Origin of the sequence: Paenibacillus planticolens (assembly GCF_013141725.1) — a bacterium.
Lineage (GTDB): Bacteria > Bacillota > Bacilli > Paenibacillales > NBRC-103111 > Paenibacillus_E > Paenibacillus_E planticolens.
Genome location: NZ_WHNZ01000042.1, coordinates 195,417 through 221,517, shown reverse-complemented (window position 1 = coordinate 221,517; position 26,101 = coordinate 195,417). Strand labels below are relative to the sequence as shown.

26 protein-coding genes are annotated in these 26,101 nt (G+C 46.5%); 6 read left to right on the top strand and 20 right to left on the bottom strand.

Features of this window, described 5'->3' with window-relative positions:
- Window positions 1-132: 132 nt before the first annotated feature.
- Window positions 133-660, bottom strand: a complete 528-nt coding sequence (locus GC097_RS20190) for a hypothetical protein (protein WP_171685106.1) — start codon at window positions 658-660, stop codon at window positions 133-135.
- 115 nt (window positions 661-775) lie between these two features.
- Window positions 776-2,230 (bottom strand): 4-hydroxyphenylacetate 3-monooxygenase, oxygenase component, encoded by a 1,455-nt coding sequence (gene hpaB / locus GC097_RS20185; RefSeq protein WP_171685104.1) that lies wholly within the window; start codon window positions 2,228-2,230, stop codon window positions 776-778.
- Between the two features lie 203 nt (window positions 2,231-2,433).
- On the opposite strand from hpaB, the gene GC097_RS20180 reads away from it, so the two are divergent.
- Window positions 2,434-2,994: a GNAT family N-acetyltransferase gene (locus tag GC097_RS20180; protein WP_171685102.1), complete on the top strand. Its 561-nt coding sequence runs from the start codon at window positions 2,434-2,436 to the stop codon at window positions 2,992-2,994.
- A 93-nt stretch (window positions 2,995-3,087) separates the two neighbouring features.
- On the opposite strand, the gene GC097_RS20175 is transcribed toward GC097_RS20180, so the two are convergent.
- Window positions 3,088-3,900, bottom strand: a complete 813-nt coding sequence (locus GC097_RS20175) for a polysaccharide deacetylase family protein (RefSeq protein ID WP_246294358.1) — start codon at window positions 3,898-3,900, stop codon at window positions 3,088-3,090.
- Window positions 3,901-4,116: 216 nt separating this feature from the next.
- Here GC097_RS20175 and GC097_RS20170 point away from each other — a divergent pair, with 216 nt between their 5' ends.
- A complete protein-coding gene (locus GC097_RS20170) occupies window positions 4,117-5,334 on the top strand; it encodes a COG4705 family protein (RefSeq protein WP_216625826.1) in 1,218 nt (405 codons plus the stop codon).
- Window positions 5,335-5,421: 87 nt separating this feature from the next.
- Here GC097_RS20170 and GC097_RS20165 read toward each other — a convergent pair whose 3' ends face one another.
- The 5 genes from GC097_RS20165 to GC097_RS20145 form a co-directional block, all read right to left on the bottom strand.
- Window positions 5,422-5,871, bottom strand: a complete 450-nt coding sequence (locus tag GC097_RS20165) for a hypothetical protein (RefSeq protein ID WP_171684931.1) — start codon at window positions 5,869-5,871, stop codon at window positions 5,422-5,424.
- Window positions 5,872-6,030: 159 nt separating this feature from the next.
- Window positions 6,031-6,411: a VOC family protein gene (locus tag GC097_RS20160; RefSeq protein WP_171685100.1), complete on the bottom strand. Its 381-nt coding sequence runs from the start codon at window positions 6,409-6,411 to the stop codon at window positions 6,031-6,033.
- Between the two features lie 37 nt (window positions 6,412-6,448).
- Entirely contained in the window at window positions 6,449-6,958 is a 510-nt protein-coding gene (locus tag GC097_RS20155; RefSeq protein WP_171685098.1) for an SRPBCC domain-containing protein, read from the bottom strand.
- A gap of 54 nt (window positions 6,959-7,012) precedes the next feature.
- Window positions 7,013-7,345, bottom strand: coding sequence for an ArsR/SmtB family transcription factor (locus GC097_RS20150; protein WP_376768411.1), 333 nt, complete (start codon window positions 7,343-7,345; stop codon window positions 7,013-7,015).
- A gap of 165 nt (window positions 7,346-7,510) precedes the next feature.
- Entirely contained in the window at window positions 7,511-8,098 is a 588-nt protein-coding gene (locus GC097_RS20145) for an NAD(P)H-dependent oxidoreductase (protein ID WP_171685096.1), read from the bottom strand.
- 121 nt (window positions 8,099-8,219) lie between these two features.
- Here GC097_RS20145 and GC097_RS20140 point away from each other — a divergent pair, with 121 nt between their 5' ends.
- On the top strand, window positions 8,220-8,648 hold the full coding sequence (locus GC097_RS20140) for a MarR family winged helix-turn-helix transcriptional regulator (RefSeq protein ID WP_171685094.1): 429 nt from the start codon (window positions 8,220-8,222) through the stop codon (window positions 8,646-8,648).
- Between the two features lie 83 nt (window positions 8,649-8,731).
- On the opposite strand, the gene GC097_RS20135 is transcribed toward GC097_RS20140, so the two are convergent.
- The 3 genes from GC097_RS20135 to GC097_RS20125 form a co-directional block, all read right to left on the bottom strand.
- Entirely contained in the window at window positions 8,732-9,112 is a 381-nt protein-coding gene (locus GC097_RS20135) for a hypothetical protein (RefSeq protein ID WP_216625825.1), read from the bottom strand.
- Between the two features lie 47 nt (window positions 9,113-9,159).
- Window positions 9,160-10,725, bottom strand: a complete 1,566-nt coding sequence (locus GC097_RS20130; RefSeq protein WP_171685092.1) for an FMN-binding glutamate synthase family protein — start codon at window positions 10,723-10,725, stop codon at window positions 9,160-9,162.
- A 127-nt stretch (window positions 10,726-10,852) separates the two neighbouring features.
- The gene (locus GC097_RS20125; protein WP_171685091.1) at window positions 10,853-11,395 is read right to left on the bottom strand and encodes a GNAT family N-acetyltransferase; all 543 of its coding nucleotides are present in this window, start codon (window positions 11,393-11,395) and stop codon (window positions 10,853-10,855) included.
- Between the two features lie 142 nt (window positions 11,396-11,537).
- Here GC097_RS20125 and GC097_RS20120 point away from each other — a divergent pair, with 142 nt between their 5' ends.
- Entirely contained in the window at window positions 11,538-13,286 is a 1,749-nt protein-coding gene (locus tag GC097_RS20120; protein ID WP_171685090.1) for an ABC transporter ATP-binding protein, read from the top strand.
- A gap of 31 nt (window positions 13,287-13,317) precedes the next feature.
- Window positions 13,318-15,114: an ABC transporter ATP-binding protein gene (locus GC097_RS20115; protein WP_246294373.1), complete on the top strand. Its 1,797-nt coding sequence runs from the start codon at window positions 13,318-13,320 to the stop codon at window positions 15,112-15,114.
- A 210-nt stretch (window positions 15,115-15,324) separates the two neighbouring features.
- Here GC097_RS20115 and GC097_RS20110 read toward each other — a convergent pair whose 3' ends face one another.
- Window positions 15,325-16,356, bottom strand: a complete 1,032-nt coding sequence (locus tag GC097_RS20110) for a sulfite oxidase (RefSeq protein WP_171685088.1) — start codon at window positions 16,354-16,356, stop codon at window positions 15,325-15,327.
- Between the two features lie 130 nt (window positions 16,357-16,486).
- Here GC097_RS20110 and GC097_RS20105 point away from each other — a divergent pair, with 130 nt between their 5' ends.
- Window positions 16,487-17,188 carry a DUF421 domain-containing protein gene (locus GC097_RS20105; RefSeq protein WP_171685087.1) on the top strand — a complete coding sequence of 234 codons (702 nt, stop codon included), beginning with the start codon at window positions 16,487-16,489 and terminating at the stop codon, window positions 17,186-17,188.
- A 96-nt stretch (window positions 17,189-17,284) separates the two neighbouring features.
- Here the strand turns inward: GC097_RS20105 and GC097_RS20100 are convergent, their stop codons facing one another.
- From GC097_RS20100 to GC097_RS20065, 8 genes are all read right to left on the bottom strand, one after another.
- Window positions 17,285-18,436, bottom strand: coding sequence for an RND family efflux transporter (locus GC097_RS20100; protein ID WP_171685086.1), 1,152 nt, complete (start codon window positions 18,434-18,436; stop codon window positions 17,285-17,287).
- A gap of 56 nt (window positions 18,437-18,492) precedes the next feature.
- The gene (locus GC097_RS20095) at window positions 18,493-19,362 is read right to left on the bottom strand and encodes a carbohydrate ABC transporter permease (RefSeq protein WP_376768409.1); all 870 of its coding nucleotides are present in this window, start codon (window positions 19,360-19,362) and stop codon (window positions 18,493-18,495) included.
- A 17-nt stretch (window positions 19,363-19,379) separates the two neighbouring features.
- Window positions 19,380-20,261: a carbohydrate ABC transporter permease gene (locus tag GC097_RS20090; protein ID WP_171685084.1), complete on the bottom strand. Its 882-nt coding sequence runs from the start codon at window positions 20,259-20,261 to the stop codon at window positions 19,380-19,382.
- Window positions 20,254-21,678 carry an ABC transporter substrate-binding protein gene (locus tag GC097_RS20085; protein WP_171685083.1) on the bottom strand — a complete coding sequence of 475 codons (1,425 nt, stop codon included), beginning with the start codon at window positions 21,676-21,678 and terminating at the stop codon, window positions 20,254-20,256. The genes GC097_RS20090 and GC097_RS20085 overlap by 8 nt, the downstream gene beginning before the upstream one ends.
- Window positions 21,679-21,831: 153 nt before the next feature.
- Window positions 21,832-22,995: a WD40 repeat domain-containing protein gene (locus GC097_RS20080; protein WP_171685082.1), complete on the bottom strand. Its 1,164-nt coding sequence runs from the start codon at window positions 22,993-22,995 to the stop codon at window positions 21,832-21,834.
- Window positions 22,992-24,449 carry a sensor histidine kinase gene (locus GC097_RS20075; RefSeq protein ID WP_171685081.1) on the bottom strand — a complete coding sequence of 486 codons (1,458 nt, stop codon included), beginning with the start codon at window positions 24,447-24,449 and terminating at the stop codon, window positions 22,992-22,994. Before GC097_RS20075 ends, GC097_RS20080 begins: the two co-directional genes overlap by 4 nt.
- Before the next feature lies 1 nt (window position 24,450).
- Window positions 24,451-25,149: a response regulator transcription factor gene (locus GC097_RS20070; protein ID WP_171685080.1), complete on the bottom strand. Its 699-nt coding sequence runs from the start codon at window positions 25,147-25,149 to the stop codon at window positions 24,451-24,453.
- Between the two features lie 114 nt (window positions 25,150-25,263).
- Window positions 25,264-26,088, bottom strand: coding sequence for a transporter substrate-binding domain-containing protein (locus tag GC097_RS20065; protein ID WP_171685079.1), 825 nt, complete (start codon window positions 26,086-26,088; stop codon window positions 25,264-25,266).
- Between the last annotated feature and the right edge of the window lie 13 nt (window positions 26,089-26,101).

Here is a 26,101-nt window from a genome sequence, read left to right as displayed (position 1 = left end):
GCTTAGTTCATAACTTATTCATAGCTTGTTAACATGATAACATACGTTGATATTGTCAAGCCAAATATTATTCGCAAAAAGAGACCGTCAGCAGCAGGCTGAGGGTCCCCCGGCTCTATCATTGATATGGGGTCAAATTTGATTAAGAGATTCGATTTCTTGTAAAATTGCGTGAGGAAGCGGTTCATTCATAAGCTTTCCAAGAATTTCTTTATTTGCTCCGGTTTCTTTCAAAAATGAAAGCAATAAAGCTGCCTTATCCATACGGTCCATTAAAGCATACGCAACATACCATACTTCAGGGCTGCCTACCTGAATACCGTTCCATCTGGAAAGTGGAATACTGGGCATTCTGCAAAGACCTTTATCAGAATAAATGGAGAAGCAACCTAACACTTCCACTTGAGGATTCACATTTCCAATGAATAGTTTATATTCACTTCCAAATGGATAGTCCCCACTTGTAATTTCTTCTACTTCATAGTTCTGTAAAGCCTTCAGTGCCCTATCTTTAGGCGCCTCCGTCATCACGTCCCAATCCCGAACAGAATTCACTAAACCCAAGCTTAGCAATAAACCACTTCCACCTAAAGAATAAGAAATGCCCATTTGCTCAAACTTTTCACATACAGCAGCTAAACTTTCAATATCTGGCTTCATTGGATGGTCCCCTTGCTGATCAAATCAGAATATAAATATAATAGTAGCATAGTTGGCCACCCCAATCATCCAAGAAAAAGATACACCTTTCCAGATAGATTCAAGGTTAATCGGCTTAGGATAAAAAGTCTTTGACCCGTTGCTTAAGAGTTTCCCTCCCTTGAGAGTACCCCTGATATAATCGGCCGTTCACAGTCGCGGAATTGCCAAAAAAGAATCGCTCGTAGACCGTCTGCCTGCCCCCGAATGCGCTAACGCTCAGTTCCCACGCCAGTCTCGACAACTGCACATTCTCCTTCGCATTCAGGCCTATGCCTTTTAGATAACGATTCAACTGGGCGTTGATTTCGGTGTCAAAATCTTTCTCGTCCGGGATCATGATCAAGCCGCTTGCGCCAAGCAATTGGATGATTTCAATCATCCGGGGGTATATTTTCGGGAAATAAGCATTGGCGGCAAGGAATGGTTTCTTGTTGGGCAGCATACTGCCCCATCGGTCGTGGGAAGCACCTTTCTCAGCTGCAATCTGCAGCGCCTTGAGTGTCTCCAACGCGATAATGACCTCCGTCATCTTCTCGATGACATATCCATGGCCGCCCATTCCCGTCGACTCCACCATCATTTCGATGGTTCCCAGCAAAAACTCCGTTTTGGCAATATTTTTACACATAATTTGTGAGCTGGCATGCGTATGAAAATGACTTTCATCGAACATCCGGATCACCATGCTCTCATCCCCGCATACAAATACCCGATCCCATGGAACAAGCGCGTCATCGAAAATGACCAGCGTATCCATCTCCTCATACCGAGAGCTAAGGGGATAATTATAAACGGAATCGCCGCCTACGAAGCTCTCCCTGCAAACGAACCGGATTCCGGGAAGATTGCTCGGCACTGCGAATGCAAATGCGTAGGGATTCTCCCCCTCGTATTCTGAGGAATACGGCGTAGGCAAAACGAGGATTTCGTCTGAGGTGGCCCCCTGCGTATCTAACAGAAACGCTCCACGGACGACGATACCGTCCTTATTCTTATCCATAATGCGGGCTGCTGCCGGTTCTTCGAAAAATTTTAAAAAGGCAGCCGGAACTCTACCCGCTTTCGGTTGAATAAACACATGCGACAGCGTGATGTCATTCTCACGGCAATATTCGTAATAATGCCTCAAATTTGAAGCATATTGCGGATTTTCCTCCTCCAACAGACCCGCTGCGGCAGAAAACGCCATCAGGGCTGTGTTCATATAATCGGGGGCACGGCCCAAAAAGCCGTTATGGGTGTATGCCCAAGCCTGCATCATCGTTCTTCTAAAGGCCAGATCCTGCTTCGACTTCGGCTGCAGAAAGGAAAGTCCAACCGGTTCACCGCTCAGAGGTGAGGAATAGTTCATTTTAGCTTTCCATTTGTCTTCCTGCTGCATATCATACATAGATGCTTGAGTCGCCATAAGCCCCTTGAAGGCCTTATGCTCCGATATAGCCCCTTTCACTTGCTCGCCTGCTATCCAGACTTCAGGCAAGTTCTTGTTAATCCGATCCATGTATTGGCTTCCATTTTTAACCGGCATTTTCCAATCGCCTCCTCGATTCTACGTTACTTTATTCGGGTCAAGGCGGATTTGCATGAACGGATACCTAAACAGGCCCTTTAAACGAAAAAATTTTAATCCAAAGCGAGTGTCAGCATTTGTAATTTCGTTATTTATAGGCTACATTGAGGACAGCGTTTTTACTTGAGCACAACACTACACGATTGGATTACGGAGGACCTATGAGTATCAGATACGCACAACCGCAGGATGCCCCGGCAGTCATACAACTGTTATTTGATGCCATTCAGGATATCGGCTATCAATTGACAGGGGCTGCCACCCAAGATGAAGTCTTAGATACGCTTCAACAATTTTACCGGCAAGAGGGCAATCGCTTCAGCTACACGAACGTATTGGTGAAAGAAGAGGCCGGACAAGTCGCCGGTATGATCTTGTGTTATCACGGCTCCGAAGCCGCTGCAATAGATAAGCCTATACGAGACAAGCTGCGCCGATTGAAGAATGACCCCCATCTGACGCTAGACAAAGAAGCTGACGAGGACGAGTATTATATCGACGCACTGGCTGTATCTCCTGCTTCGGGCGGTCGCGGCTTCGGCACAGAACTTATTCGAGCAGCCGAGCAGCAAGCGATTCAGCGCGGCTACAGTAAAATTGCCTTAAACGTAGAGCAATACAACGAGCGTGCCTGTTCTTTATATAAGAAGTTAGGGTATAGTGCGGATAAAGAGACAATCATTAACAAAAAAACATTTTATCACATGATCAAACCGTTTTAATATAGGTAAAAAAGCGCCTCTTACATGGTAGTGGGTTTATAACCCATGAACTACCATGCAGGAGGCGCTCTTCTTGTAAATGCAGCTAAAAAATCAATTTTTATCAGCGGAAATTAGCTCTGGAACCGTTACTAGGGCATATCCTTTTTGCTTCAAATAAGCGATGATTTGCGGCAAAGCCTCCACCGTGTTGTTTAGATTCCCCTTCTTCCCCCCTGCAGAATGCTGCAAGACGATAGCGCCAGGGCGAACCTCTTTTCGGACATTGCTTAAAATATCGACAACACTTTTTCCATCCCAGTCCAACGTATCGACGGACCAACCAATCAATTGGTGTCCCGTGCTCGAAGCTATTTCGAGGACCGGTGAAGAAACCGCGCCATAGGGCGCTCGAAATAACGTAGGTTCTTTGCCCGTAATTCGTTTTATTTCGTCGTCCGTGGACGTAATTTCACTCCGGATTTTATCCGCATCCGCTTGGACCAGATTGGGATGATCCCAAGAATGGTTACCGACAGCGTGCCCTTCATCTACGATTCTTTTCACCATCTGCGGATGCTGCTTCGCATGCTCCCCAATGAGGAAGAAAGTCGCTTTCACCTGTTCCTTCTTTAAAATATCCAAAATGCGAGACGTATATTTATCATCGGGGCCGTCATCAAAAGTTAAAGCGACTTGGCGCAGACCGTCCTTCTTCACATTATGGATAACTGTCGCTGCTGCGCTCACATGTTCGTCGACCGAATTACCTGTATTCATCGTCACTGGTTGAGAAGGACTCGAGCTAATTGGCGGCGGTATTGGCGTGTTTGATGAAATTAAATCGGTCTTCGCTAGCTCTGTCTTGCCGCATCCCATGGTGCCCACTAAAGCAAGCAGGATAGCAGCCTTGATGACTGGGTTCATACTAATACAACTTCTTTCTCTCACTTTGATATGTATCTATTATATGCAATAGAATCCCTCTGTTAGGAATTCAACTCATTATAGCATTTGGATTACTACATCGATACTAGATATTTAAATACTAGGCGTTGGCATACATCCTTCTCATTATATTTTCATGTTAGGCATGTAAACTAAGTTCGAGCGTACAATTTCTTTTTGAAAAGGAGCGGGAAAATGGATTCTATGAAAACAAACAATACTAACGCCATGTTAAGTAAAGTTCCCGAGGTAACCATTTATTTCTGGATAATAAAAATCTTATGCACCACAGTCGGTGAGACAGCCGCTGATTTCCTTAACGTCAATCTTGGTTTTGGTCTGACCGGCACTTCCGTTGTAATGGGCGTCTTATTACTTGTTGCGCTCTTCTTTCAATTCAGGGCTAAGAAATATACTCCGAGCATTTATTGGTTGACGGTAGTTTTGATCAGCATCTTCGGTACTTTAGTGACCGACAATCTGACGGATAACATGGGAATATCTCTTGAAGTGAGCACGACCGTCTTCAGTGTCGTCTTGATGTTGACCTTTGTCTTATGGCATGCCAAAGAGAAAACCCTCTCGATCCATTCCATCTTCACAAAGCGAAGAGAAGCTTTTTATTGGTTAACGATTCTTTTCACATTTGCGCTGGGTACGGCAGCTGGAGACCTCATGGCAGAGAGCCTCGGGTTTGGTTACCTTGTTACGGGCATCATCGTATTCGCAGTTATTGCCTGCTTCACAGTCGCGCGGCGCTTTGGGCTTAATGCTGTATTAGCATTCTGGATTATTTATATCATGACGCGGCCTTTGGGCGCTTCGCTCGGGGATTTGCTGTCACAACCGCAGCAGTTCGGCGGGTTAGGTTTGGGCGCAACGATTACAAGCGCAATCTTCCTTTTAGCGATACTGTTCATCATCATTTTCCTTACCGTCACCAAGCGGGATTTAGTCGCCTCATCAACAGAGGCAGCAACTGAGATGAAAGGCTATGCTATTTTCAGGCAAGTTGCTGTGGTTGTAAGTGTACTAGTGCTCGCGGCAGGATCAGGCTACTATTGGCGTCATGCCAGTCTCCAAGATGCCTTACCGCAGGCGCAGGCGGGACAGTCAGTTCCTGCTGTGCAAGCCTCGCCGCTAGGTGATTTATCCAGCTTTAAGAAAATAGCGGAAGATACACTAAGTCTTGTGAATGCAGGCGATATGTCCGGGGCTAAAACACGCGTTGATGATCTGGAGCACAGCTGGGACAACGCCGAGTCAAAGCTCAAACCGATGAACAAGACAAAATGGACGGAAGTCGACAATGCCATTGATAAAGTATTGAGGCAAGTTCGTGCCGTGCATCAAGACGCTGAAGCATGCAAAACATCGTTAGAATCATTAATCGCTGTTACTAGCACGAGCTGATCCGTGAATGCATGATTAACAAGGCTGCTGAACATATCCCTGCGGCAGCCTTGTTTTTTGTTATTTCTGCTTACGCTGCCCACTCTTTTAAAACGAAAAGTTTTTCATTAATGGCATAATAAATTTAATTACACCCATCCCAACCTTCATAAAGCTGCCTATGTTACTGAAAAAGCCGCCACCTCCAGCCGGTTTTGCGGCTGAGGCTGAACCTGAACCTAGACCAAGACCACCACCCAGCAATCCGCCCGTAGTACCTCCTCCAAGAAGCCCTCCAAGTCCTCCGCCTCCAAGCAGCCCAAGCAAACCGCCTAAACCCGATATATGGGCTTTAGATTTATTTCTTTTCTTTGATGGCTTTTTATTTCCTTTGAACCCTTGAAGAATGACTTGATTGGTCTGCACTTCTTTCAGAACGCCATAATAGTATGAACCATCCTTGAGCACTACACATACCGGTGTTCCTAAATTAGCTTTGGCTTGAGCGGCGATCGTGGGTCGTCCGTATTTTCTTTTGGATCGATGCAATGGTTTCATCCTGCTCACACATCCTTATCATAGTTATCCTTATTCTTGTCATCATATGTTGACAAGACAAGATCCGACTATGCTCCACAGCATTTATTTTTAATATGACTGAATCCCGCCCATCAAAAAAAGCGGCCGACAATTGCTGTCAGCCGCCTAAAATCGTATTTATTTCTTTTCTATCACAGCAAAGTAATTATCTTCACCGTCAGCAAAGTTAAATACTCTGCCGGAAGGTATCGTGACAATCTCTCCGACTTTGACATTTTTATTGGACAAGTCGCTGTACAATACATCGAGATTATCCGTGAAAAACATTAAAGAAGGCGTTCCCAGATTTAATCCAGGCGACATTTTAGCTACGAAGTCTTTATTGTGCAGAACGATACTTGTTTCCGCGCCTTGGGTCGCAGCAATTTCAATCCATCTCATGCCTTGGCCGTTATTTTCTTCAGAAATGACGCTAAATCCAACCTTTTCCGTCCAAAACTGTACAGCCTCATCTTGGTTATTGACATACAACATAATTTGACCGATTTTATTAATCATTGATATTCCACTCCTCTATCGTATTTACTTTCCTCTATTATTGGATCGACTCCAGATGCTCGGCCAATCGGTTCCAGGTCTCTGTAATGCCTTGCATCATGCCCATATCCATCACCTGTTGCAATCCTTCCGCCGACGCATATTCCCCGCGGTTAACTACCTTGGTCCCGTTTTCTGTCTCGATAAAGGTCAACGTTACGACTGTTTCCGGCATATTTTCCGCCTCGTTGCCTTCCGCATCGGAGAAATAATCCACAAGAACAATCTTTTCCGGTACGACGATTTCGCGGTAAACAGCCTTGCCCCAAGCTTCCATACCATAGAAATGGCCTTGGTTTTTGTCCTCGCATTTCATGCAATAATGCCAAACCCCGCCTACGCGGAAATCAACATGGCATACCGGAAGCGTCCAACCGTTCGGTCCCCACCAATGCTTCAGATGCTCTGCCTGCGTGAACGCCTGGAACACTAGCTCGCGAGGGGCCTGGAATTCACGCTCCAGGATAAGTACATTGTCCTCTACTTTGGATATCATTTGATTTGTCATTTTAACTTCCTCCTCGATTTCACCCATTTGGTCAAAATCCTCTTGCCACAGCAATCACTTCTGAGTGTCCTTACCCTGCAGCTTCTGCAGATAGTCATCCAGCCTGTCGAACCTCTTCTCCCAGATGGCGCGGTAGTTCGCCAGCCATTCGTCCAACTCCTGAAAAGGATCCGGCCGCAGCCTGTAAATCCGGCGATTCGCGTCCACCTCGGCCTCCACGAGGCCGGCCTCACTTAAAACACGCAAATGCTTGGATGCTTGTGGTTGGCGCAGCTGCAGCCGTTCGGCGATTTCCCCTACCGTGAGGGGACTTTCGCGCAAAAGCTCAACAATCTGCATGCGGTTAGGCTCTGCCAAGGCACTCATGACGTTAATATTCATGGTCATCATCCGTTCACTTGCTGTAATTGTACGCGTCTTTCTTTTCGTCTTTGTAGTTTGTATGTTGCAGCTCTTTGCTAAACCTAATATACCACAAAAGGAATATTGCTGTAAAGGAATATTCAGATCCTATTTATCCGGCTAGATTGATTTGTATCGGCAAGTCCTTAGTTAACGGTCTATTGACTTGAAATAGCGATATATTTTCTCCAGCTTTTGCTGATGTTTTCCCCTTGGACTCTCCATGCTGCCAAATTCAAAAAACTTCACTTTTTTAATCCCCACATAGTTAAACAGCGCTTTTCTCATTAATATTTTGTGAGCGTTATTCAGCCATAACAACGGATAATGGACCGGCCCCTTCATACTTGAAATACATACCACCGACTTCCCCTTCAGAAGTCCCTCCGGCAATATCCCACCTTTCTCCTTATACGCAAATCCCGACGCAAACATCCGGTCTATATACCCCATGAGCATCGCCGGAGGACGCCCCCACCAGATCGGATAAACAAAAACAATTTTGTCGGCCCACATAAGCTGCTCCCTGTATTTAGCAAGCTCAGGATCAGCATGCATATCCCTCCTGCGTTTATGTTCGTTAAACACCAGAATCGGATTATATTGTTCTTCATATAGATCCAATATCTTCACTTCTTCTATTTCAGCATTTTCTTTGCTCCCGCGAACGACCTCTTGCAAAAACGCATAGCTTAGGCTCTGATGATTCGGATGTGTGTAAACGATCAGCATTTTCATTTGTCTCGCCCCTTTTACTTATCATTTGATAAGTAAAGTGTAGCACACTCTATTTTTCATTGTCAAATGATAATTGTTATTTGATAATTATTTTGTTATTGTTTTATGTAGAGGTGATCCGGTGGACAAGGATAAACTATTTCAGAAATTTGTGGTTTTCACGACCGCAGTGCATCAAATAGCGAGCGATATGACAAAAGACGTAAGAACCGAAGCGCTCACCCCCGTTCAGTATAAGATTCTTGAATACATTGCTGTCAGCCAACCTGTTACGCTCAGTGAAATCAGTGATTGTATGCATATGTCCATGCCGAATACAAGCCGTGAATTGAGAAAATTGAATGAAAAACAATTGTGCGAAAAGGTTACCGATGCCGAAGACCGGCGTAAGACGTCAATTCGGCTTTCCAAAGAAGGGGAAGCGTTGATGAGCGAGGCTTTTCAGCGGATCGAAGCCCAGTTCGTCCAGCGGCTCGGAACAGTTTCCAACGAAGAACTGAAAGAGATTGAGCGTGCACTTGATATTCTTCAGAGCAAAGTATTTTATTGAAGAATGTAAGCTGCCTCAACACAAATAAACCAGCCGCTTCGGCTGGTTTATTTGTATTTCATGATCGGAGATGACCTGGCATCTTATGAACCATTCATAGCCGTAAATAGGAAGCAAATCGCTGTGAGAAAAGATACGGGCGTCATAACCAGCTTTTCCATTTTACTTTTGGATATAGCATTCATAAGGGTATTTGCTATTAAATAAAAAGCAAAAAAGTAACATACTTGTTTTGCGACAGTTTTTAAAGCATCGATTGAGATTACGTGCCCTGCTTGTAGTATAAACACGATTGCAACCAACTGAATGATGACTGAAATTGCACAGGCAATTCTCATTTGTTTGGGCATTATCTTATATTTGCCGCCCATTGCAAAATCTCCGTAAGGTAAACCCATCGCTAACAGGATATACAAAATAGCAACTGCCAAAAAAGCAGTACTTCCGATTAATGCCGTTATCATTTCTCCACCCCAATCTAATTCATTACTTGCTGGGTATCGCGGCAGCCTTAATGACCGTAAGGAAACAAATCAACAATTCGCATGCATTGACCGCTTTCATTCGTAAACACCACATGTTCGCGTCTAAATTCACGCGGGCTCTCCAAGCCACAGGCCGCAGCCAGCGAGAATAAACCTTCCCTCATTTGAAGGATGTAGTTCATTACCCGCCATTGCTTTTCCTCTGGCGCCAGAGCCGCCTGATACTTGGAATCCGTCGTTGTAATGCCGGTCGGGCACTTCCCCGTATGGCACTGCATAGCCATGATGCAGCCGTTAGCCATCATAAAGCCGCGGGCAGAGTTGACGCAATCGGCGCCTAGTGCTAGGGCGATTGCCACTTTATCAGGCGTAATGAGTTTGCCGGAAGCGAAAATTTTGAAACGGTCGCGCACGCCGAATTTTCTAGCAGCATCGTCGAGGATTAGCAGCGCGGAATAGAGCGGCAATCCCATGCCATCCGCCATCGCTTTAAAGGTCGCTCCTGAACCGCCCTCGGAACCGTCTACGGTAATGAAATCCGGATACATATCCAACTCTGCCATTGCACGGAACAACGGTTCCAGCCGTTTTGGATCACCGACGACGATTTTGATGCCGACCGGTTTGCCTCCCTCTTCCTGCAGGGTTCTGATGAAACGGAGCGCTTCCTCCGGATTGGTTAGAAATTCAAACCGGTTCGGTGAATTGACCGTTTTCCCGACTGGCACTAGCCGGGCTGCGGCGACTTTCTCGGTTACCTTCGAGCCTTCGAGATGTCCGCCGCGTATTTTTGCACCTTGATGAAACTTTAATTCAAACGCTTTAATATGCGGAATCTTGGCTTTGCGCTTGTAAACCTCAATGGAGAACTCGCCGCTATCATCCCGGAAGCCAAACAGGCCGGGCCCGATCTGCGAAATGATATCGGCCCCCGTGGCAAGATGCACATCCGCGACCCCACCTTCGCCTGTATTGATCCATGAACCGCCGGCCATCCTTGCTCCGCTGCCGGTGGACTGAATATAATTCTCGCCGACTGCTCCGAACGATGTGGCTGAAGCGCCGAACATGCCTTTGAGCCTCCATGGATTTTTGCGATTTTCGCCTACCACGATGACATCGGTATCATCCAGCAGCCAAGGTCTTACTTGTTCTTCCACGAAATGTTCCTTCCGAGTAAAAAGTCCCTCGTCAGTAATGACATATTTTCTTCCGGGCGCAGTCTCATGGTTATCCACCCTAAGTTCGCTTGTCAATTTCGGAAACATGGCATTGGACAAATAGAAGCCTGGCTTCTCATAATCGCGTCTGCCGCCGAATGAGATGAGATCCGTCCGATACTTCGCCGCATACACAAGACCGACAAAATCGGCTCGCGAGAATGGCTTCCCTTCCGTATCATTGTCAAACCAGTATTGGCGGAACTCGGGCCCGAGCTTCTCCAGCAAGTAGCGCAGCCAGCCAAGGAACGGGTGGGAGCGGATGATGGAATGTTTCGGTTTTTTGGATAACGCATACATGTAACCAAAAAAGATCAGTGGCGGCAAAATAACGATGGACATCAATACGATCAACAGGACAAGATGTACCATTAAAAACCTCCGAATCGCTTAAGTGAATGATAAATAGTATTCCATCTTATGCCAATTTTAAGCCAACTTATTACATAACAAAATAGACCCGCAGCAGCGGGCTGTAAGGTCTAAGTTTTATCTTCAACTAGATATCATCAGACGGATTGATAATAGCCAGCACTTGATGATCCTCCCACACGCCGTTGATCTTCACGTTGCGCCTTGAGATCCCTTCCTTGTGGAAGCCGGCATTCTCCAGCACGCGGATCGATCCGGGATTCCGGGGAGAGGCTTCTCCGATAATCCGGTGAAACTTCAGCTCCTCGAAGGCATAGCGTACCACCTGTTTTACTGCCTCCGTCATGTAACCCTTGCCGTTATAAGCCACGTCCAGATTGTACCCGATCATGCAGCTCTGAAGCGATCCCCTCATCACAAAGGATAGCCCAATGTTGCCAATAATTCGGTCGTCCTCCTTATGACATATGACGAAGGCGTATCTCCGATCCTCCGCCATGTCGGTCCTGCTCTTGATGATCGATTGGAGCTGGTGTTCTTTCGTATAGGACTCCTCCGGGCTGCTTGGCGAGAACTTCTCAAAGAATTCCCGATTGCGCTTTAACATGGCTGTCAATTCTTCTGCATCCGCCTCCTCTGGGAACCGGACATACACTCGCTGCTCGGACATCTGCACCATCCTCATCTACTAAGATATGGCAACATTATATCATAGGAAAGAAAGTTTAGAAATTGAATTGATGAGTGACATTTGGCCAAAATGGGAGTATCGTTCTGTTAAGAGGTTGACCACGGAAAGAGGAGTGTGCAGCATGAGTTTTATGAAAAAGTATGTCGGCAAGCACTGGAAGCTATTTCTGATTGCGGTCTTTTTCGTCACGCTGGAAGCGTTTGCGGATTTGCTTCAGCCGACGATCATGTCCCAAATTTTGGACGTAGGCGTTGCGGAGAAACGGCTTGATTACGTGCTCCGCATGGGCGGCTTGATGCTGATCATCACGGCGTTCGGGGCTGTCGCAGCATCGCTTCGCAATATTGTGGCGAGCCATGTTTCGCAGAAATTCGGCACAGAGCTTAGAGCGGATTTATTTGAAAAAATCCAGTCGCTATCGTTTACGAATATCGAGCGATTCGAACGCGCTTCGTTAATTACGAGGTTAACGAATGATGTGACGCAGGTGCAGAATTTTGTGAATGGTCTTATGCGCATTTTTATAAAAGCGCCCCTCCTCTGTATCGGAAGTTTGATCATGGCTGTGCGGCTTAATCCGCAATTGGCTGTCGTTTTGCTCATCGTTGTCCCGATTGTTGCCGTGCTCGTGGCACTGAACTTGAAAGTGGGATTCGCCCGATTCGTCGGCGTGCAGAAAGCGCTGGACGGCGTCAATCGGGTCATGCGGGAATATTTGTCCGGTGTGCGTGTCGTCAAAGCGTTCAATCGCTTCGACCACGAGACGGATAAATTCCAGGAGGCTAATCTGGATTACCAGAACAAATCGATTCAGGTGACGAGGCTGCTGGCTATCTTTAATCCCTCTATCCTGTTGACCGTCAATTTCGGAATCACAGCTGTGCTTTGGCTTGGCGCTTGGCGGGTTAATCACAACCAGATGCAAGTCGGGCATATCGTCGCGTTCGTCAATTACATGACGCAAATTTTGTTTGCGCTGATGACGATATCCATGGTGTTCAATATGTTCGTTCGAGCGAAAGCTTCCGCCAACCGGATTGGTGAAGTTTTCAGCCAGGTGAATGAAATGACATGGAAGGACGCTGCATCACTGCCAATTTATCGACCGGGTGGGAGGATTGAATTCGAGAACGTTTCATTTGCTTATGAAGGGGCTGCCGGAGAACCTAATCTGAAAAATATCAACTTAACGTGTCTTCCCGGTGAAACGATAGGCATAATCGGCTCTACTGGCTCCGGTAAGAGTACCCTTGTGAGTCTCGTCCCCCGTTTCTATGATCCGAGCACCGGTTCGATCAGCGTGGATGGTGCGGACATCCGTCAGGTAGATCCTGCCAAGCTTCGCGATCGCATTGCCATCGTGCCACAGAAAACGATTCTGTTCAGCGGCACAATTGAAGAGAATTTGCGTTGGGGGCATGAGCAAGCAACACACGATGAGATTATCCATGCCGCGAAAATGGCAGAAGCGCATGACTTCGTTGCCGCCTTCCCCGAAGGCTATGACACCAAGCTTGGTCAGCGGGGCGTGAACCTGTCCGGCGGTCAGAAGCAGCGACTGTCGATCGCCAGAGCACTCATTCGCAAACCGGACATTCTCATTCTCGATGATTGCACAAGCGCACTGGACACTGCGACGGAGACGAAAATTAAAGAATCGCTCAAAGAGTACGCATCGGGAGTCACTTGTTTGATCATTGCGCAGCGCATTACCTCCGTGATGGATGCGGACAAAATCGTTGTCATGGACGATGGTGAAATTGTCGGCATCGGCAACCATGAGACGTTAATGAAGAGCTGCCGCGTCTATGTGGAAATATGCCAATCCCAATTCGGAAAGGAGCTGTCTCACCATGACAAAGCCGAATGATGGATCGAAGCAACAAGCTCCTGACGTCCCAATGATTACGGGACCGCTTGCTCGGGGTGGGCGTGTTCAGGCTGTGAAGCCCAAAAATTTCAAAGGCACCCTGCGGCGTCTCTGGTTCTATTTGGGTACAGAACGCAAATGGCTGACCATCGTTTTTATGTTCATTGCAGCGGACTCCGCTTTGACGCTGGCAGGCCCTTATCTCATCGGTGTGGCCATTGATGCGATGGCGGCAGGTCAAGTTAATTACAGCGTCCTCGACGTGACAATGATCGTACTGATTTCTACGTATATCGCCGACGGCGGGCTTACCTTCCTCCAAAGCTGGGTTATGGCCGGTCTTGCGCAGCGCGTTGTGAAGAGACTTCGGCAAACAATGTTCGCGAAGCTGCAAAAGCTGCCGCTTGCTTTTTTTGACGGACGTTCGCATGGCGATATTATGAGCCGGCTGTCGAACGATATTGACAATGTGAGCAATTCGATCTCACAATCTACGGCGCAGCTGATGACAGGCTCGATTGCGATCGTTGGCTCCTTAGTGATGATGCTGGTACTAAGCCCCACCCTGACACTGGCGAGCCTCATCACCGTTCCACTCGTTTTTTTCCTGGCAAAAACAATTACCAAGCGCACAAGCGTGCTCTTCAAAGACCAACAGGCACAGCTCGGTAAGCTGAATGGGCATATTGAAGAAACGATCTCCGGGCTTCTCGTTGTCAAAGCCTTCAATCGCGAGAGGAAAGCCATTGATGAATTCAATAACGTGAACGGGCGATTGTATGAGGTTGGCTTGAAAGCGCAAATTTGGTCCGGTTTTCTGATGCCGCTCCTTAGTGTCATCAATAATATCGGCTTCTCAGCCGTTGCGATTGTCGGCGGCGTTCTCGCTGTCAAAGGCCACATCACAGTTGGAGTCATTGCCAGCTTCTTAAGCTATTCGCGCCAATTCGTGAGACCCCTTAACGATATTGCGAACACCTACAATGTGCTGCAGTCTGGTGTTGCTGGGGCAGAACGCGCCTTTGAGGTGTTGGATGAAGCGGAAGAAGTGGAAGATGCGCCTGATGCCGTCGAGCTGGAAAAGCCAATCGGACACGTCACCTTCCAGGACGTAACCTTCGGTTATCGACCGGATATGCCGATCCTGAGGCAGGTCAGCTTTGAGGCCCCGGCAGGCAGCTCTCTCGCACTCGTCGGACCGACAGGAGCAGGCAAAACGACGATCGTCAATCTCGTGACCCGGTTCTATGATGCGACAAGCGGCACGATATTGATTGACGGCCGGGATATCAAATCCTATACCCGCGACAGCTTGCGCCGCAGCTTCGGCATCGTGCTGCAGGATACGTATTTGTTCTCCGGCACAATTAAGGAGAACATCAAATACGGCAAACCAGATGCGAATGACGCTGAAGTGGTTGCCGCAGCAAAGCTTGCAAATGCAGACGCTTTTATAAGCCGGCTGCCCAAGGGTTACGATACGCCGCTATCCGAGAACGGCGGGAATTTAAGCCAAGGGCAGCGCCAGTTGCTTGCGATTGCGCGCGTCATTTTGGCAGATCCCTCCATCCTGATTCTGGATGAGGCGACGAGCAGCATTGATACGCGGACGGAACTGCATATTCAGGAAGCTCTGCTCTCCATGATGAAGGGGCGCACAAGTTTCATTATTGCACATCGGCTGAACACGATCCGGGATGCGGATACGATTATGGTCATCGACCGCGGCGAGATCGCCGAGCAAGGCAGTCACAGCACGTTGATGAGCCAAGACGGTACGTATTCCCGGATGTTTGCCAATCAATTTAAAAATATCGATTCAAAATAAGGGAAAAGTTCCCTTTAATTTGACTATTGAATCTTGATTGATCCATTTAACTGGAAAAACTCCCTCTATTTGCACCGGCTTCATAAGAATCTACGAAATCCGGTCAAATTAACGGGAGTTTTTCCATCTATATTCCCTGCGAGGTCATTTTTGAGCAGTTTAGCGGTAGTTTTACCAGTTATCTTCCTTCGCCTTTCTTCTGGTTCACCTTCAATCAACGTAGACGCGTATTTTTTGGATAGCATTATAGCCATATCCTTTTTCATTCCAATCCGCGATTTCTGGCTGCACATTTCCTGCAGCATCCGTAGCTCGGACACTGATATCGTAAGTCCCGGAATTCGTAGCAGTCCATTTTAGGCACCAGCGTCTCCAAGAATAGGATTCATGAGGGTCCAACCAAGACGCAGGCTGCCATGTCATGCCGTTATCGAAGCTAACTTCAACAAAAAGTACGGGAGAATCACCTGAGATTGCCGTTCCGAGCAGCAGGTGCTCCCCTTTTGCCAGTACTTGCTGATCGGAAGGTTGTGCAATCGTTGAGTTAAGACGGATCGTCTCGACTGGCTTCGCCGTGTTTACATAGACATAATCGACCGCTTGGAAAGGGCCTTTAAATGGTTGGTCAATGATTGTAATGCGTTGCAGCCATTTAACAGAAGCCATTCCGTACCATCCCGGAACAATGAGTCGCGCGGGATAACCGTGGCGAAAAGGCAAAGGCTTCCCATTCATGTAAAGAGCAATCAACAAATCGGGGTTCAGTGCCTCCTTGATCGGTAAACTTCTCATATAAGTAAATATCCCCTGCATATCCGTTCTAACCCCTTTGTCCATCCCTTCAAAAGTTACTTCCATCGCATTCGGTAGTATACAAGCTGCTTTAAGAATATCCATGAGTCGTACTCCCGTCCAAACAGCGTGACTGCTTGCACCCAATTCCCATTGCTCGCCGCGGGTTTTCGGAACAAACAGGGCCCTCTTTTCACCAGCGCATTCCAGCGTTACAGGGATAGAAACCTGATGCATTTGCAACAAATCATGGTAACGTAAATAAAGGGGTCTATTCACCAGACCATTTATCTGCAGCCCCCATGTTCTCATGTCAATGATCGGATAAGGAAAGTGATTGCGGATATAAAACAGATGCTCCGGCGTGATTCGGCTGGATAACGATAGCATCGGGAACTCCTGCATTTCAGGCATAATCTTTCGCGTAGTCAAATGAGGTGTATACAACAAAGCATATCATCCTTTCGCAAGAAGACTCCTTACTAAACGTATGCGATTCCAGATCGATTCTGCCCCTGTGTATTTTTTTCTAAGAAAAGAAAAAGATAACAAAGCATCACTCGAGGGGAGGTTAGTTGATATGTTGGAAACGAGTCTTCGGACGATAGCTGCTTTCGTGCTTATTATGATTATTACGCGGATACTCGGAAAACACACGATAGCGCGAATGACGTACAATGATTTTGTTGCTTCGATCACGCTTGGATCCATCATCGGCAATTTAGCATTTAATACTCACTTGAAAACTTGGCCTATGATTACTTCCTCAGTGATTTTCGGTGGCATTGTTTATCTCATCTCAGTCATTTCCTTGAAAAGCCGCAAAATCAGGAAGTGGTTCGCCGGAAAACCAACGGTCGTGATCGAAAATGGCAAAATTATGGAAGAAAACTTAAGGAAAATTCAGTTTACGCTGGACACTTTAAATCAGGAATTGCGTGAGAAGGACATTTTTGATATCGAAGAAGTCCAATATGCGATCTTAGAGCTTAACGGCAGACTATCCATACTCAAAAAACCAGAATATCGTCCCCTGATACAGAAGGACTTGCAATTGACAAACGAAACGAAGATACAGTTTCCAGTCGAGCTCATTATGGATGGAAAGATCATGACCACTAATTTACAACAAATCGGTTTATCGAAAGAATGGCTCTCGAAGCAGCTTCGACAGCGCGGAGTTACGGTAGACGAAGTGTGTTACGCGATCAGGGGAACGCATGGCAAACTGTTTTTTGATCTATACCATGATAAAATCCGGCATCCAATTGATCAGGAGTAGATGGGAATTCCCCTTTTTTAACCTGGGGTATGGTCTCATGAGCAGCTTCTTCGTTTGTTTACATAATAAACCCTATGTTAATAAATAACCGTTCGATTATTCCACAATTCGAACACGACTCCCGTCCAATAACGGTTCACTGCTCTCCACGATAACGGACTCTTGAGCAAATAATCCTTCGACAGCGGCAGCTTGCTCGTTTGATTCCAAAACGGTAACCTTTCTTCGTACCGCATGGAAGGCATTGCCAAGCGGACCTTTCCGCTCTTCGATTGCGTATACAAATGAGCCCGTTGGATCACTCCGCACAGCCGTCTTCGAGACGAGCATCCCGCCGGACGGCCCTTTTTTCGTTATCGCGACTTCCACTCTCTCGTTTCCAACGAGCGACGCATCTTGGAACGATAGCGTCATCTGAGTCATGTCCGATTGCTTATCATCTTGGCCGCCGCTGGTTCCAGATGTAGAACCGTTCCCCATCCCGGCGCCTACCAAACTAGTTATTTTACCCGAAACTGCCCGATTATTAGGACCAGAAAGCTGAGTCTCAATCGTTTCACCTAAGAGAAGACTCTCGGCCATGGAAGTAGGAATAAGCAAGTCAATTTTATATCCCTGCTGCGTATTTAAGATGCGAACATCCGGTGCTCCTGCGTTAGCAGGCATACCTTCTTTTGCGTTTATCCCTGCAACCTTCCCATCGCAAGGCGCAAACAACGACTGATTCGCTATCCATTTAGCGTTCAAATCTTGGATTCGCTTCTGCTGCTGGCTGATGTCGAGCTTAAGGCTATCCACTGCAGCCTTCGCAGCAAGAATGTTGCCCTTATCTTCGTTATGCTCCGCTTGTACATAGTCATACTCGAGCTTCTCCATGGACAACAATAGTTTGTTTAATGTATTTTTCTCAGTTTGCAGCAAATTAAGGGCTTCATCATTGTTGTACTGCACAAGCACCTGCCCCTTTTTAACGATGTCCCCTTCTTGTACCAGCACTTTTGTAACGTTCCAACCTGGCTGTCCAGAAACCTCTCTTACTTCTATTGCTTTGAGAAATGCACTGCCTTTAAACGTCTGAACCAACTGACCGGCTCCAACGATTTGCACAGCTACTTTCGGAAGCGTCAAACCATAGAGCGTATTGCTCAGCAAGGTAGAGATCCCAAGCAAAGTAATGATGAGCACAGTGACGAGATGAAGCCAGCGTTTATGGATGGCCTGCCCACCGTTTTTTGTATTCATTTCCAAAATCGTTACCTCCAGATCGTGCTTTTACTCTTTTATACGAGTTCGTTTCCTGCCTCCTATCCTTTAATCCCCGAAAGTTGAATGCCTTCTATGAAATGCGACTGCGCATAAAGATACAGTAGCACCATAGGACTCATATAGAGCACGGATGCTGCGAAAACAACACCTTTGGCCTCCTTGCCAATCTCCGCCAAATAGAGCGATAACGGTTGTTGGACCACATCCTGCAGAAAGATGAGCGGCTGCTCGACCATGTTCCAATAATCGACGAATAACAGGACTGCTAGAGCGGCTATCCCCGGTTTGACGAGCGGCAGAACAATCTGACCGAAGATCGTGTAATGATCAGCACCATCCATTTTGGCCGCTTCCGTCAATACGCCTGGCAGATGAAGCATAAACTGACGCAGCATGAAGACTCCGAAGGCTGCAAAGATGCCTGGCAGCACAATAGCCAGTCTTGTGTTCAACAATCCTAATTTATCCAAAATGATATAATTTGGAACTAACGTAACTTGAAATGGCATTAACATCGTCATGAGATAACATAGGAACCATTTGTCTCTCCCCGGAAAGCGAAGTTTGGCAAAAGCATACGCGGCTAAGGAAGCTACAACAATTTGCCCCAAAATAATGGGAACGACCAGTCCCACTGAATTCCAGAACATATGCAGGAACTTAGGGTTCCGTACTAATACTTCGGCATATTGATTGAAACTAAGCCAATCCGGAATCCACTTCAGGTTCACGAAAGCATCCTTTCCCCCTGCTGCCGCATCAGGCATTTTCCAGATCCAATCATAATTGAGTCCGATTTCCCTTTCTGTCATGAGTGAGTTCGTAAAAGTTAACACGATGGGAACCAAGGAGATTCCTGCCGCAATCCCTAAAAGGAGAGTTAATCCAACTTTGGTTAGCTGTTTCACGGTAATGATCCCTCCTCTTATTCCATAAAAGATTGAAACCGCCGCTCGATTGCCAGTAAGATGAACACTAGAATCAGGATGCATCCCACCATGAGCGTTGCCCCTGCGGTCAGCTTTTGAATGTCTAGTGAAAAGAACATATTGTTCATATAGTGCTGGACCATATAAATACGGTCATACGGGTAATCGCCTGCTAGTAGATACGTCTCTCTGAACACTTTAAACGAATTGATAATCGAGATCAGCACAACAAAAATCATTGTAGGAGTCAAATAGACCCGAGTGATGTGAACGAACTGACGAAGCTTGCTCGCCCCATCCATCCTAGCGGATTCATAATACGAGACTGGAATCGCTTGAAGCCCAGCCAGAAATAAAATCATGTCGTACCCGATGTTTTTCCAAATATATAAAACAACTACTACCCCTATCGACCAGTCGGACTGCATCCAATCGATACGTCCCCAGCTATGGCTATGCATCCATGCGTTTAAAGCTCCGTTCCAATCCATGAAGATTTGCCAAATCATTGTGATAGAAGCAACTGGCACGACCAGCGGTAAAATAAATGACGTCTGCAGCCAGCTGCGAGTCCATCGTTGCCGATTCAATAGGAGAGCCAGCATCAGAGAAAGCAGGATTAGGAGCGGTACGCTAATGCCGGTAAAAAGCAGTGTATTCATTGAAGCTTTATGAAACGACCTGCTGTTGAGCAAAGCGGCGTAGTTACCGAAGCCGACAAACGCTCCGCCTACCGTTGCATCCGTAAATGAGTAGACAATCCCCATCCCGAACGGGATGATGTAGAACAGAATGAAACCGGCTGCGCTCGGAGCCAAGAAGATCCAAGGTGCAATGCTGTCTTTTCCAAGCCAGGCCGGCCGTTGGAAATTATTCATTCAAATACGTCATCACCTTGTTTTGGATTAGTTTTGCCACATCATTCGCCGATTTCTGACCGTTGAAGTAAGCTTGGCTCTCCTTCTTAACGATCTCTTCGATTTTGGTTGGCTGGAAGGCAACCGGATGAACGGCTTCGGACAAATATCCATCCAGCAGTTGAATCTGGGCGGGATCGACCGGGATCGACTGACCGTGAAGTGGACCTTCTTCATAAGTTTTAACTGTTCCGCTAGCTAGGAGCTGCTGCACTTGTTTCTCGTACACATTCTTATTCACGGGGAAACCGGCTCGTTCTGGAGAGAGTTGGATTTCTTCCGACATCAAGTATTGAAGGAAGTTCCAAGCTTCTTGTTTTACAGCTGATTTGTCATTGATCCCAATAACTTTGTAGGGATAAAAATATCCTCCGGCTGTCGTCCCATCCGCTCGGGGTTTGGCATATAACCTTGCATCCATACCGGTTTCCTTCATCGAAACAAGATAATCCCACGCTGAATTCACATTCTGCGACTTGAAATAAGAGCTGCCGCGACCGCTGGCAAATACGCCGTCATCATACATCTGTTTGATCTGGCCCATCATATCGGTGAAAGCGGCTGAGTCGAAGTTGGCCGACCGTGAAGTCTCATTAACCAAATGCGGATAATTTTCCTTTACCATTTCACCCAGCAGCATTTGCATCATTTCTTTTCCCTCTGAAGGTATAACTCCGGGCGCGCTGCTAGTTGACTTGTAGGGTCCTTTTTGACTGAGCAGCTTGAGGGTATCGGCATATTTTTCCCAAGTCCAATTCTTATCGTCGATGGTTACACCGGTTTGTTTGATTGCTTTTTCGTCACCGATCATAACATTGAGAAAAAAGGAGAGCGGTAATCCGAAAAGGCCGCCATTCGTTTGAGAGCTCTCCAAAATATTGTTAAAATAGCTTCCCTTCAAGAACGAGGGGTCTTTCTTCAACATTCCGCTTAAGTCAGTCAGCAGATGCTGGCCCACATATTTCTCACTTGGCAGCATATCCAAGGCAAGCATATCAGGCCCCTTTCCTGATAACATAGCTGTGTTCGTTGCCGTTACGTATTTTTTCAATTCTGCTTCCAAATGTGCGTCATCCGCTACCACATCTTGCAGATCAATGGTAATGTTCGGATGAGCTGCCTCATAGTTTATCTTGGCTTTCTTGAGATCCTCATCCGGCCAAAACGTGGAGAACACGATCGTTATTTTTCCTCCTTTCGTTGTACTCGCCTGATTCGGGCCGGTTTGTAAATTACCAGTCGTTTCCCCCGCTTTCCCCGTATCCGTAACAAGCTTACCATCCGTATTGCCATTGCTTGAGCTCGAGCTGCAAGCCGACATCCCTAGCAGGATAACGACGCTCAGACTTAGTCCAAGCCAATATTTCGATTTGTTCAATGTAATCCCCATCCTTGTCCTAAGATTTTATATGAATAACGGTCCGTAAGATTAATCTAAACCACGGATGTGGCTGCCGCTTATCCAACTTGTCAACGAAATGTCAACGAAATGCAATAAAAAAAGAATCGAAAGGAAGTCCTTATCGATTCTTTATTTGAACTCAATCACTAAGTTTTGCATACCGCTTGACACAACTTCTGCCGTTTGCGTTGAAGCTTGACTCGCTGCTGGAGCAGGAGCCGCTCGCAGTTGATCTCGCTCATACGACTTCCATCCACTTAAGAGCAGTCTGCCATTATCAGGGCTCCAAGCCATCAATGAGGGAACAACCCCTTTGAAGAGTTGAGTCTTGTTCATCACATTGTTTCCATATAATGTCGCCGCATATACGGTGTCTTTATCTTGTGAGAAGGCAATCGATTTGCGATCTTGCGATAGACGGAACATGCTGACCCCCTCTACGAAGTCGGAAAGCGCAGCATTGCGCCTGTCATAGGCATATAGGGTCCCTTCTTGCCCGATAAACGCGATTTGATCATTGTGAATCCACTCGACTTGGGTGTCGCCTGCAACGAGATGCTCGTACTGATTTACCATTTGGCTGCCGCTCCAAGCGCCGACATCCACATAGAAACGTTTATCGGCTTTTCTGACGAGGGCTACACCTTGGGCATCGTCAGCGATATGGATCGAAATTATCGTATCTTTCGGATCCCAGGCGCTATACGTATAACTTTTCAAACTATGCTCCTTCATGTCATATACGCCGATAAAAGCCCCCTTATCTTCTGGCTTATACGCAGTATAGACAAGAAATCGCCCGTTGTTCGACCAACCAAACTTTAACGAGCGAATCTGACTCATCCCAAGCGTAGAAATAACCGCTCCTTTCTGGTCGGTTAGTGTGCTTAAGTTTAAAGTGTATTCTCCGTTAATCTGTCTTACGGAAGCTATCGTCTGTCCGTCAGGCGAGAAGGCTAAGGAATCAGAAACGGCTTCGGAGCTGTGCAATTTCAGGTGGGATTCATAAGGCGCATCGATCCGATCCAGACTAGCCAGGTTAGCGGTCTCATCGAAAAGGCCCAGAAGCGAGCTTTCGTCGATCCAACCTAAAGGTGTCCCGTGTTCGGTGTTTTTGCTAAGTATGCGGTAGATCGTCTTTACTTCAAATAACTCCTGTTTCCCTTTGGTACCCGATGTTTCCGCTGTATCTGGGATAATAATGGTTTCCGACCTAGTTGTCTTCAAGCAGCCTGCCGATAGGATCGTTACAAGGAAGAGAACGGTCATGAATCCCATCCAACGTTTGCTCATTCTTGGACACTCTCCATTCTTTGGTATGGCAACTCGATGTAGACAAGGGTTTGCTCTGATTGACTTGTTATCCGGATACTGCCCAGATGCTCGTCGACAATTCCTTTGCAGATACTCAAGCCCAAGCCAGCGCTATCCGCTTCATGCATCACGGAATCCACCCGATAGAACGGTTCAAAAATTCGGCTAAGATGCTCCGCACTAATCGTAGGACCTTCATTCGTGAACGTCACGCGCAATACATCCGAAACCAGTTCGGCATTCGCTTTAATGTCAGTATGGGAATAGCCGTATTTGATCGCGTTGTCGAGGAGATTAATGAACAGCTGTTTCAGCTTATCAGCCTGTCCAAGTACGAGCAATCCTTCTACGGTTTGGCTTTGAATCGATTTCTTATACCGTTTGGCTTTAATCGTCATCGTTTCACAGACATCCTGTAAAAGATAGCCTACATCCACAAGGGCTACTCGATCCGCCATTTGAGTTGCTTTGGACTGTTCAAGCAGCTTCAGCACCATGTCATGCAGCCGTTTGCTCTCGCCTACGATGTGGGTTATTCCCTTTTCGAATAAGGCTTGATCATGGCTTCCGTTCTCTTGAATAAGAGTCGCATACCCCATAATTGTTGTAAGCGGCGTTTTCAGCTCATGGGTCACATTATCGAAAAATCGCTTGCGCGCCTGGTTCAACTCTTCTAATTGATCCCGATCTTGTTCAATCGTGGTGATTTGATTCTGAATACGCTCGATCATGTTGTTGAAATTCGCAGCCAGCTTGCCAATCTCGTCCTTGCGTCTAAACGAAAGGCGAGTGTCCAGCTTGCCCTTCATGACTTCTGAAGAGGCATTGGATAATTTCACTAAGGGAACAGTAATATGACGGGATAACAAGTAAGTGAACAGAAAAGCTGCAGCAAATACAGCCATTGCAATTACAAAGATCGTACGCCTAATCTCCGTGCTCTGCTCGTAGAGCAAAGTAAAATCCTTAGCAAACCGGACAATCCCTACTTTGGTTCCTTCCACGATAACGGGAAATGCAAATAGAACGGAAGCTGTGCCATTCTCATACGTAATGCGATAGGCGGTCTTGCCGAGCAAGGCTTGCGTCAAATCTTCGCCATCCGTTGTAAACAGGGCCGGATCTGAGGCGAACAGCATCTCCCCGGTTATCGAATACATACTGATACTCGTGGCTGTATCGTGCTGCAAATCTTTGGCCATCTCCTCGGCGATTTGTCCGAAATACAGCTCATCGTTGGCAAAATGGTGGATCATAAACGATTGGCGCACATAGGCACTGCTGTTATTTTTCAAGCTTATTAAGCTATCGGTCATGATTTTATGGTTGCCGGATTCAATATTCCTTGCCACCATCTGATTTAAAATCAAGAAGAAGAGAAGAAAAATGAGAAAAAATCCGATGAGCAGCTTGCCCCTTATGGTATGTAACATGTTACACGTCCATCTGCTTCTCAAATTTATAGCCAATGCTAAACACTGTGGTAATCAAGTCACTTAACCCCAATTTTTTGCGCAAACGTTGAATGTGCGTATCTACGGTTCGAGTATCCCCTGCGAAATCGTAGCCCCATACTTGATCGAGCAGCTCAGTCCGGGTAAAAATCTTTCCTTTGTATTGGTAAAGAATAAGAAGAAGATCATATTCTTTCGGAGTTAAATCAATGATTTCATCTCTTCTGCGAACCAATCGCTCACTTGTATAGATAGCAATTTCCCTAATATGAATTATGCTCTCTTGAGACTCCGCGGTTGTACGATTCGCTTGTGCAAACCGCCGTAGAATCGTCCTGATTCTCGCCACAACTTCCCGAAGATCAAAAGGCTTTGTGATATAATCGTCTGCGCCGAATTCCAAGCCAAGAATTTTGTCCGTAATATCCGATTTAGCTGTAATCATGACAATGGGAATGTTGTAGATTGCCGTTGCTTTTTTGCAAATATCCAGACCGTTCTCGTCCGGCAGCATCCAATCCAGCAATAGCAAGTTAGGGTGAAAGGACTCTAGCATTCTCCAACCTTCCGCACCTGTGGATGCTTTTTGAATGTGATACCCTTCTCTTTGCAATCCATATTCAAGAAGATCGGCAATCGCTGCTTCATCTTCGATGATTAATATTTTTGTCTTCTCCATCCGCCCTCCACGTTCATTTCGTCATAGACATCGGTGAAATTATACCTTTCCAACGTAGCCTAAGTGTCGCCAACTTGTAAACTTTTTGTGTCCGAGTAGGCAACAAAAAGGCCGCTATTTAGCGACCTTTACCGTTTCATGCTGCATTTCGTACTCCATGTCTTTTTTTATCTTATCAGGCATTTTGTCCGGCTTGCTGCCAAACCACTTCGTATACATCGCTTCATAGGTTCCGTCTTTGCTGACAGCTTCGAGACCTTTATTCACTTTGCCGATGTACTTATTGCGCTTTTTAGCGACGACGGCGTATCTCTCTTTGTTAAACGCTTCTCCAACCATTTTCACTTGTCCTTGCGCTTTATCTTTCAGAAAATCATGCGCGTTGCGCTCATCGAATATAGCGGCATCCACGGTATTATTTTTGAGCTCAGTGTAGACATCGGCTATGTTGGAATAGCTCCTAATTTTAGCTCCTTGAATTTCACCGGCGTAATTAAAGGCTGTTGAACCGTTCTTGGTTGCCACCACTTTTTGGGTTAAATCATCTTTTCCTTTGATGACTCCGTTGTCGGTGGAGGTGAGAACCACTAACCCTGTTTGAAAATAAGGACTGGAATAGTCGAAGTTATTCTTGCGGGCGTTGCTGACCGTCATGCCCGCGATCGCTAGATCAACCCCGCCGGATTTAACGCTTTTAATCAATTCCCCATGTTCCATGGGAACGAGTTCATACGGAATGTCCGCCTTTTTCGCAACCGCTTGCCACAATTCGACCTCGAAGCCTTTCTTCTCTCCGTTTTCCATATACGTGAACGGACGGAAGTTTTGCTCAATCCCGACTTTAACCGTTTCCTTTTTCCCGCATCCTGGGACAGCCAGCATAACCAACAGGACGGCCAATATAGCGGTGCTCCATTTGCTCCGATTTCTAACCCTCATGGCTTGTATACCC

Coding starts and splice junctions, on each gene's coding strand:
- GC097_RS20155 (WP_171685098.1), bottom strand. CDS start 6,958: ATGACAAATCAAATGATATCCAAAGTAGAGGACAATGTACTTATCCTG.
- GC097_RS20170 (WP_216625826.1), top strand. CDS start 4,117: ATGGATTCTATGAAAACAAACAATACTAACGCCATGTTAAGTAAAGTT.
- GC097_RS20160 (WP_171685100.1), bottom strand. CDS start 6,411: ATGATTAATAAAATCGGTCAAATTATGTTGTATGTCAATAACCAAGAT.
- GC097_RS20080 (WP_171685082.1), bottom strand. CDS start 22,995: ATGAGCAAACGTTGGATGGGATTCATGACCGTTCTCTTCCTTGTAACG.
- GC097_RS20135 (WP_216625825.1), bottom strand. CDS start 9,112: ATGATAACGGCATTAATCGGAAGTACTGCTTTTTTGGCAGTTGCTATT.
- GC097_RS20070 (WP_171685080.1), bottom strand. CDS start 25,149: ATGGAGAAGACAAAAATATTAATCATCGAAGATGAAGCAGCGATTGCC.
- GC097_RS20175 (WP_246294358.1), bottom strand. CDS start 3,900: ATGAACCCAGTCATCAAGGCTGCTATCCTGCTTGCTTTAGTGGGCACC.
- GC097_RS20120 (WP_171685090.1), top strand. CDS start 11,538: ATGAGTTTTATGAAAAAGTATGTCGGCAAGCACTGGAAGCTATTTCTG.
- GC097_RS20165 (WP_171684931.1), bottom strand. CDS start 5,871: ATGAAACCATTGCATCGATCCAAAAGAAAATACGGACGACCCACGATC.
- GC097_RS20150 (WP_376768411.1), bottom strand. CDS start 7,345: ATGACCATGAATATTAACGTCATGAGTGCCTTGGCAGAGCCTAACCGC.
- GC097_RS20130 (WP_171685092.1), bottom strand. CDS start 10,725: ATGGTACATCTTGTCCTGTTGATCGTATTGATGTCCATCGTTATTTTG.
- GC097_RS20090 (WP_171685084.1), bottom strand. CDS start 20,261: ATGAATAATTTCCAACGGCCGGCCTGGCTTGGAAAAGACAGCATTGCA.
- GC097_RS20180 (WP_171685102.1), top strand. CDS start 2,434: ATGAGTATCAGATACGCACAACCGCAGGATGCCCCGGCAGTCATACAA.
- GC097_RS20145 (WP_171685096.1), bottom strand. CDS start 8,098: ATGAAAATGCTGATCGTTTACACACATCCGAATCATCAGAGCCTAAGC.
- GC097_RS20075 (WP_171685081.1), bottom strand. CDS start 24,449: ATGTTACATACCATAAGGGGCAAGCTGCTCATCGGATTTTTTCTCATT.
- GC097_RS20105 (WP_171685087.1), top strand. CDS start 16,487: ATGTTGGAAACGAGTCTTCGGACGATAGCTGCTTTCGTGCTTATTATG.
- GC097_RS20125 (WP_171685091.1), bottom strand. CDS start 11,395: ATGTCCGAGCAGCGAGTGTATGTCCGGTTCCCAGAGGAGGCGGATGCA.
- GC097_RS20190 (WP_171685106.1), bottom strand. CDS start 660: ATGAAGCCAGATATTGAAAGTTTAGCTGCTGTATGTGAAAAGTTTGAG.
- hpaB (WP_171685104.1), bottom strand. CDS start 2,230: ATGCCGGTTAAAAATGGAAGCCAATACATGGATCGGATTAACAAGAAC.
- GC097_RS20065 (WP_171685079.1), bottom strand. CDS start 26,088: ATGAGGGTTAGAAATCGGAGCAAATGGAGCACCGCTATATTGGCCGTC.
- GC097_RS20115 (WP_246294373.1), top strand. CDS start 13,318: ATGATTACGGGACCGCTTGCTCGGGGTGGGCGTGTTCAGGCTGTGAAG.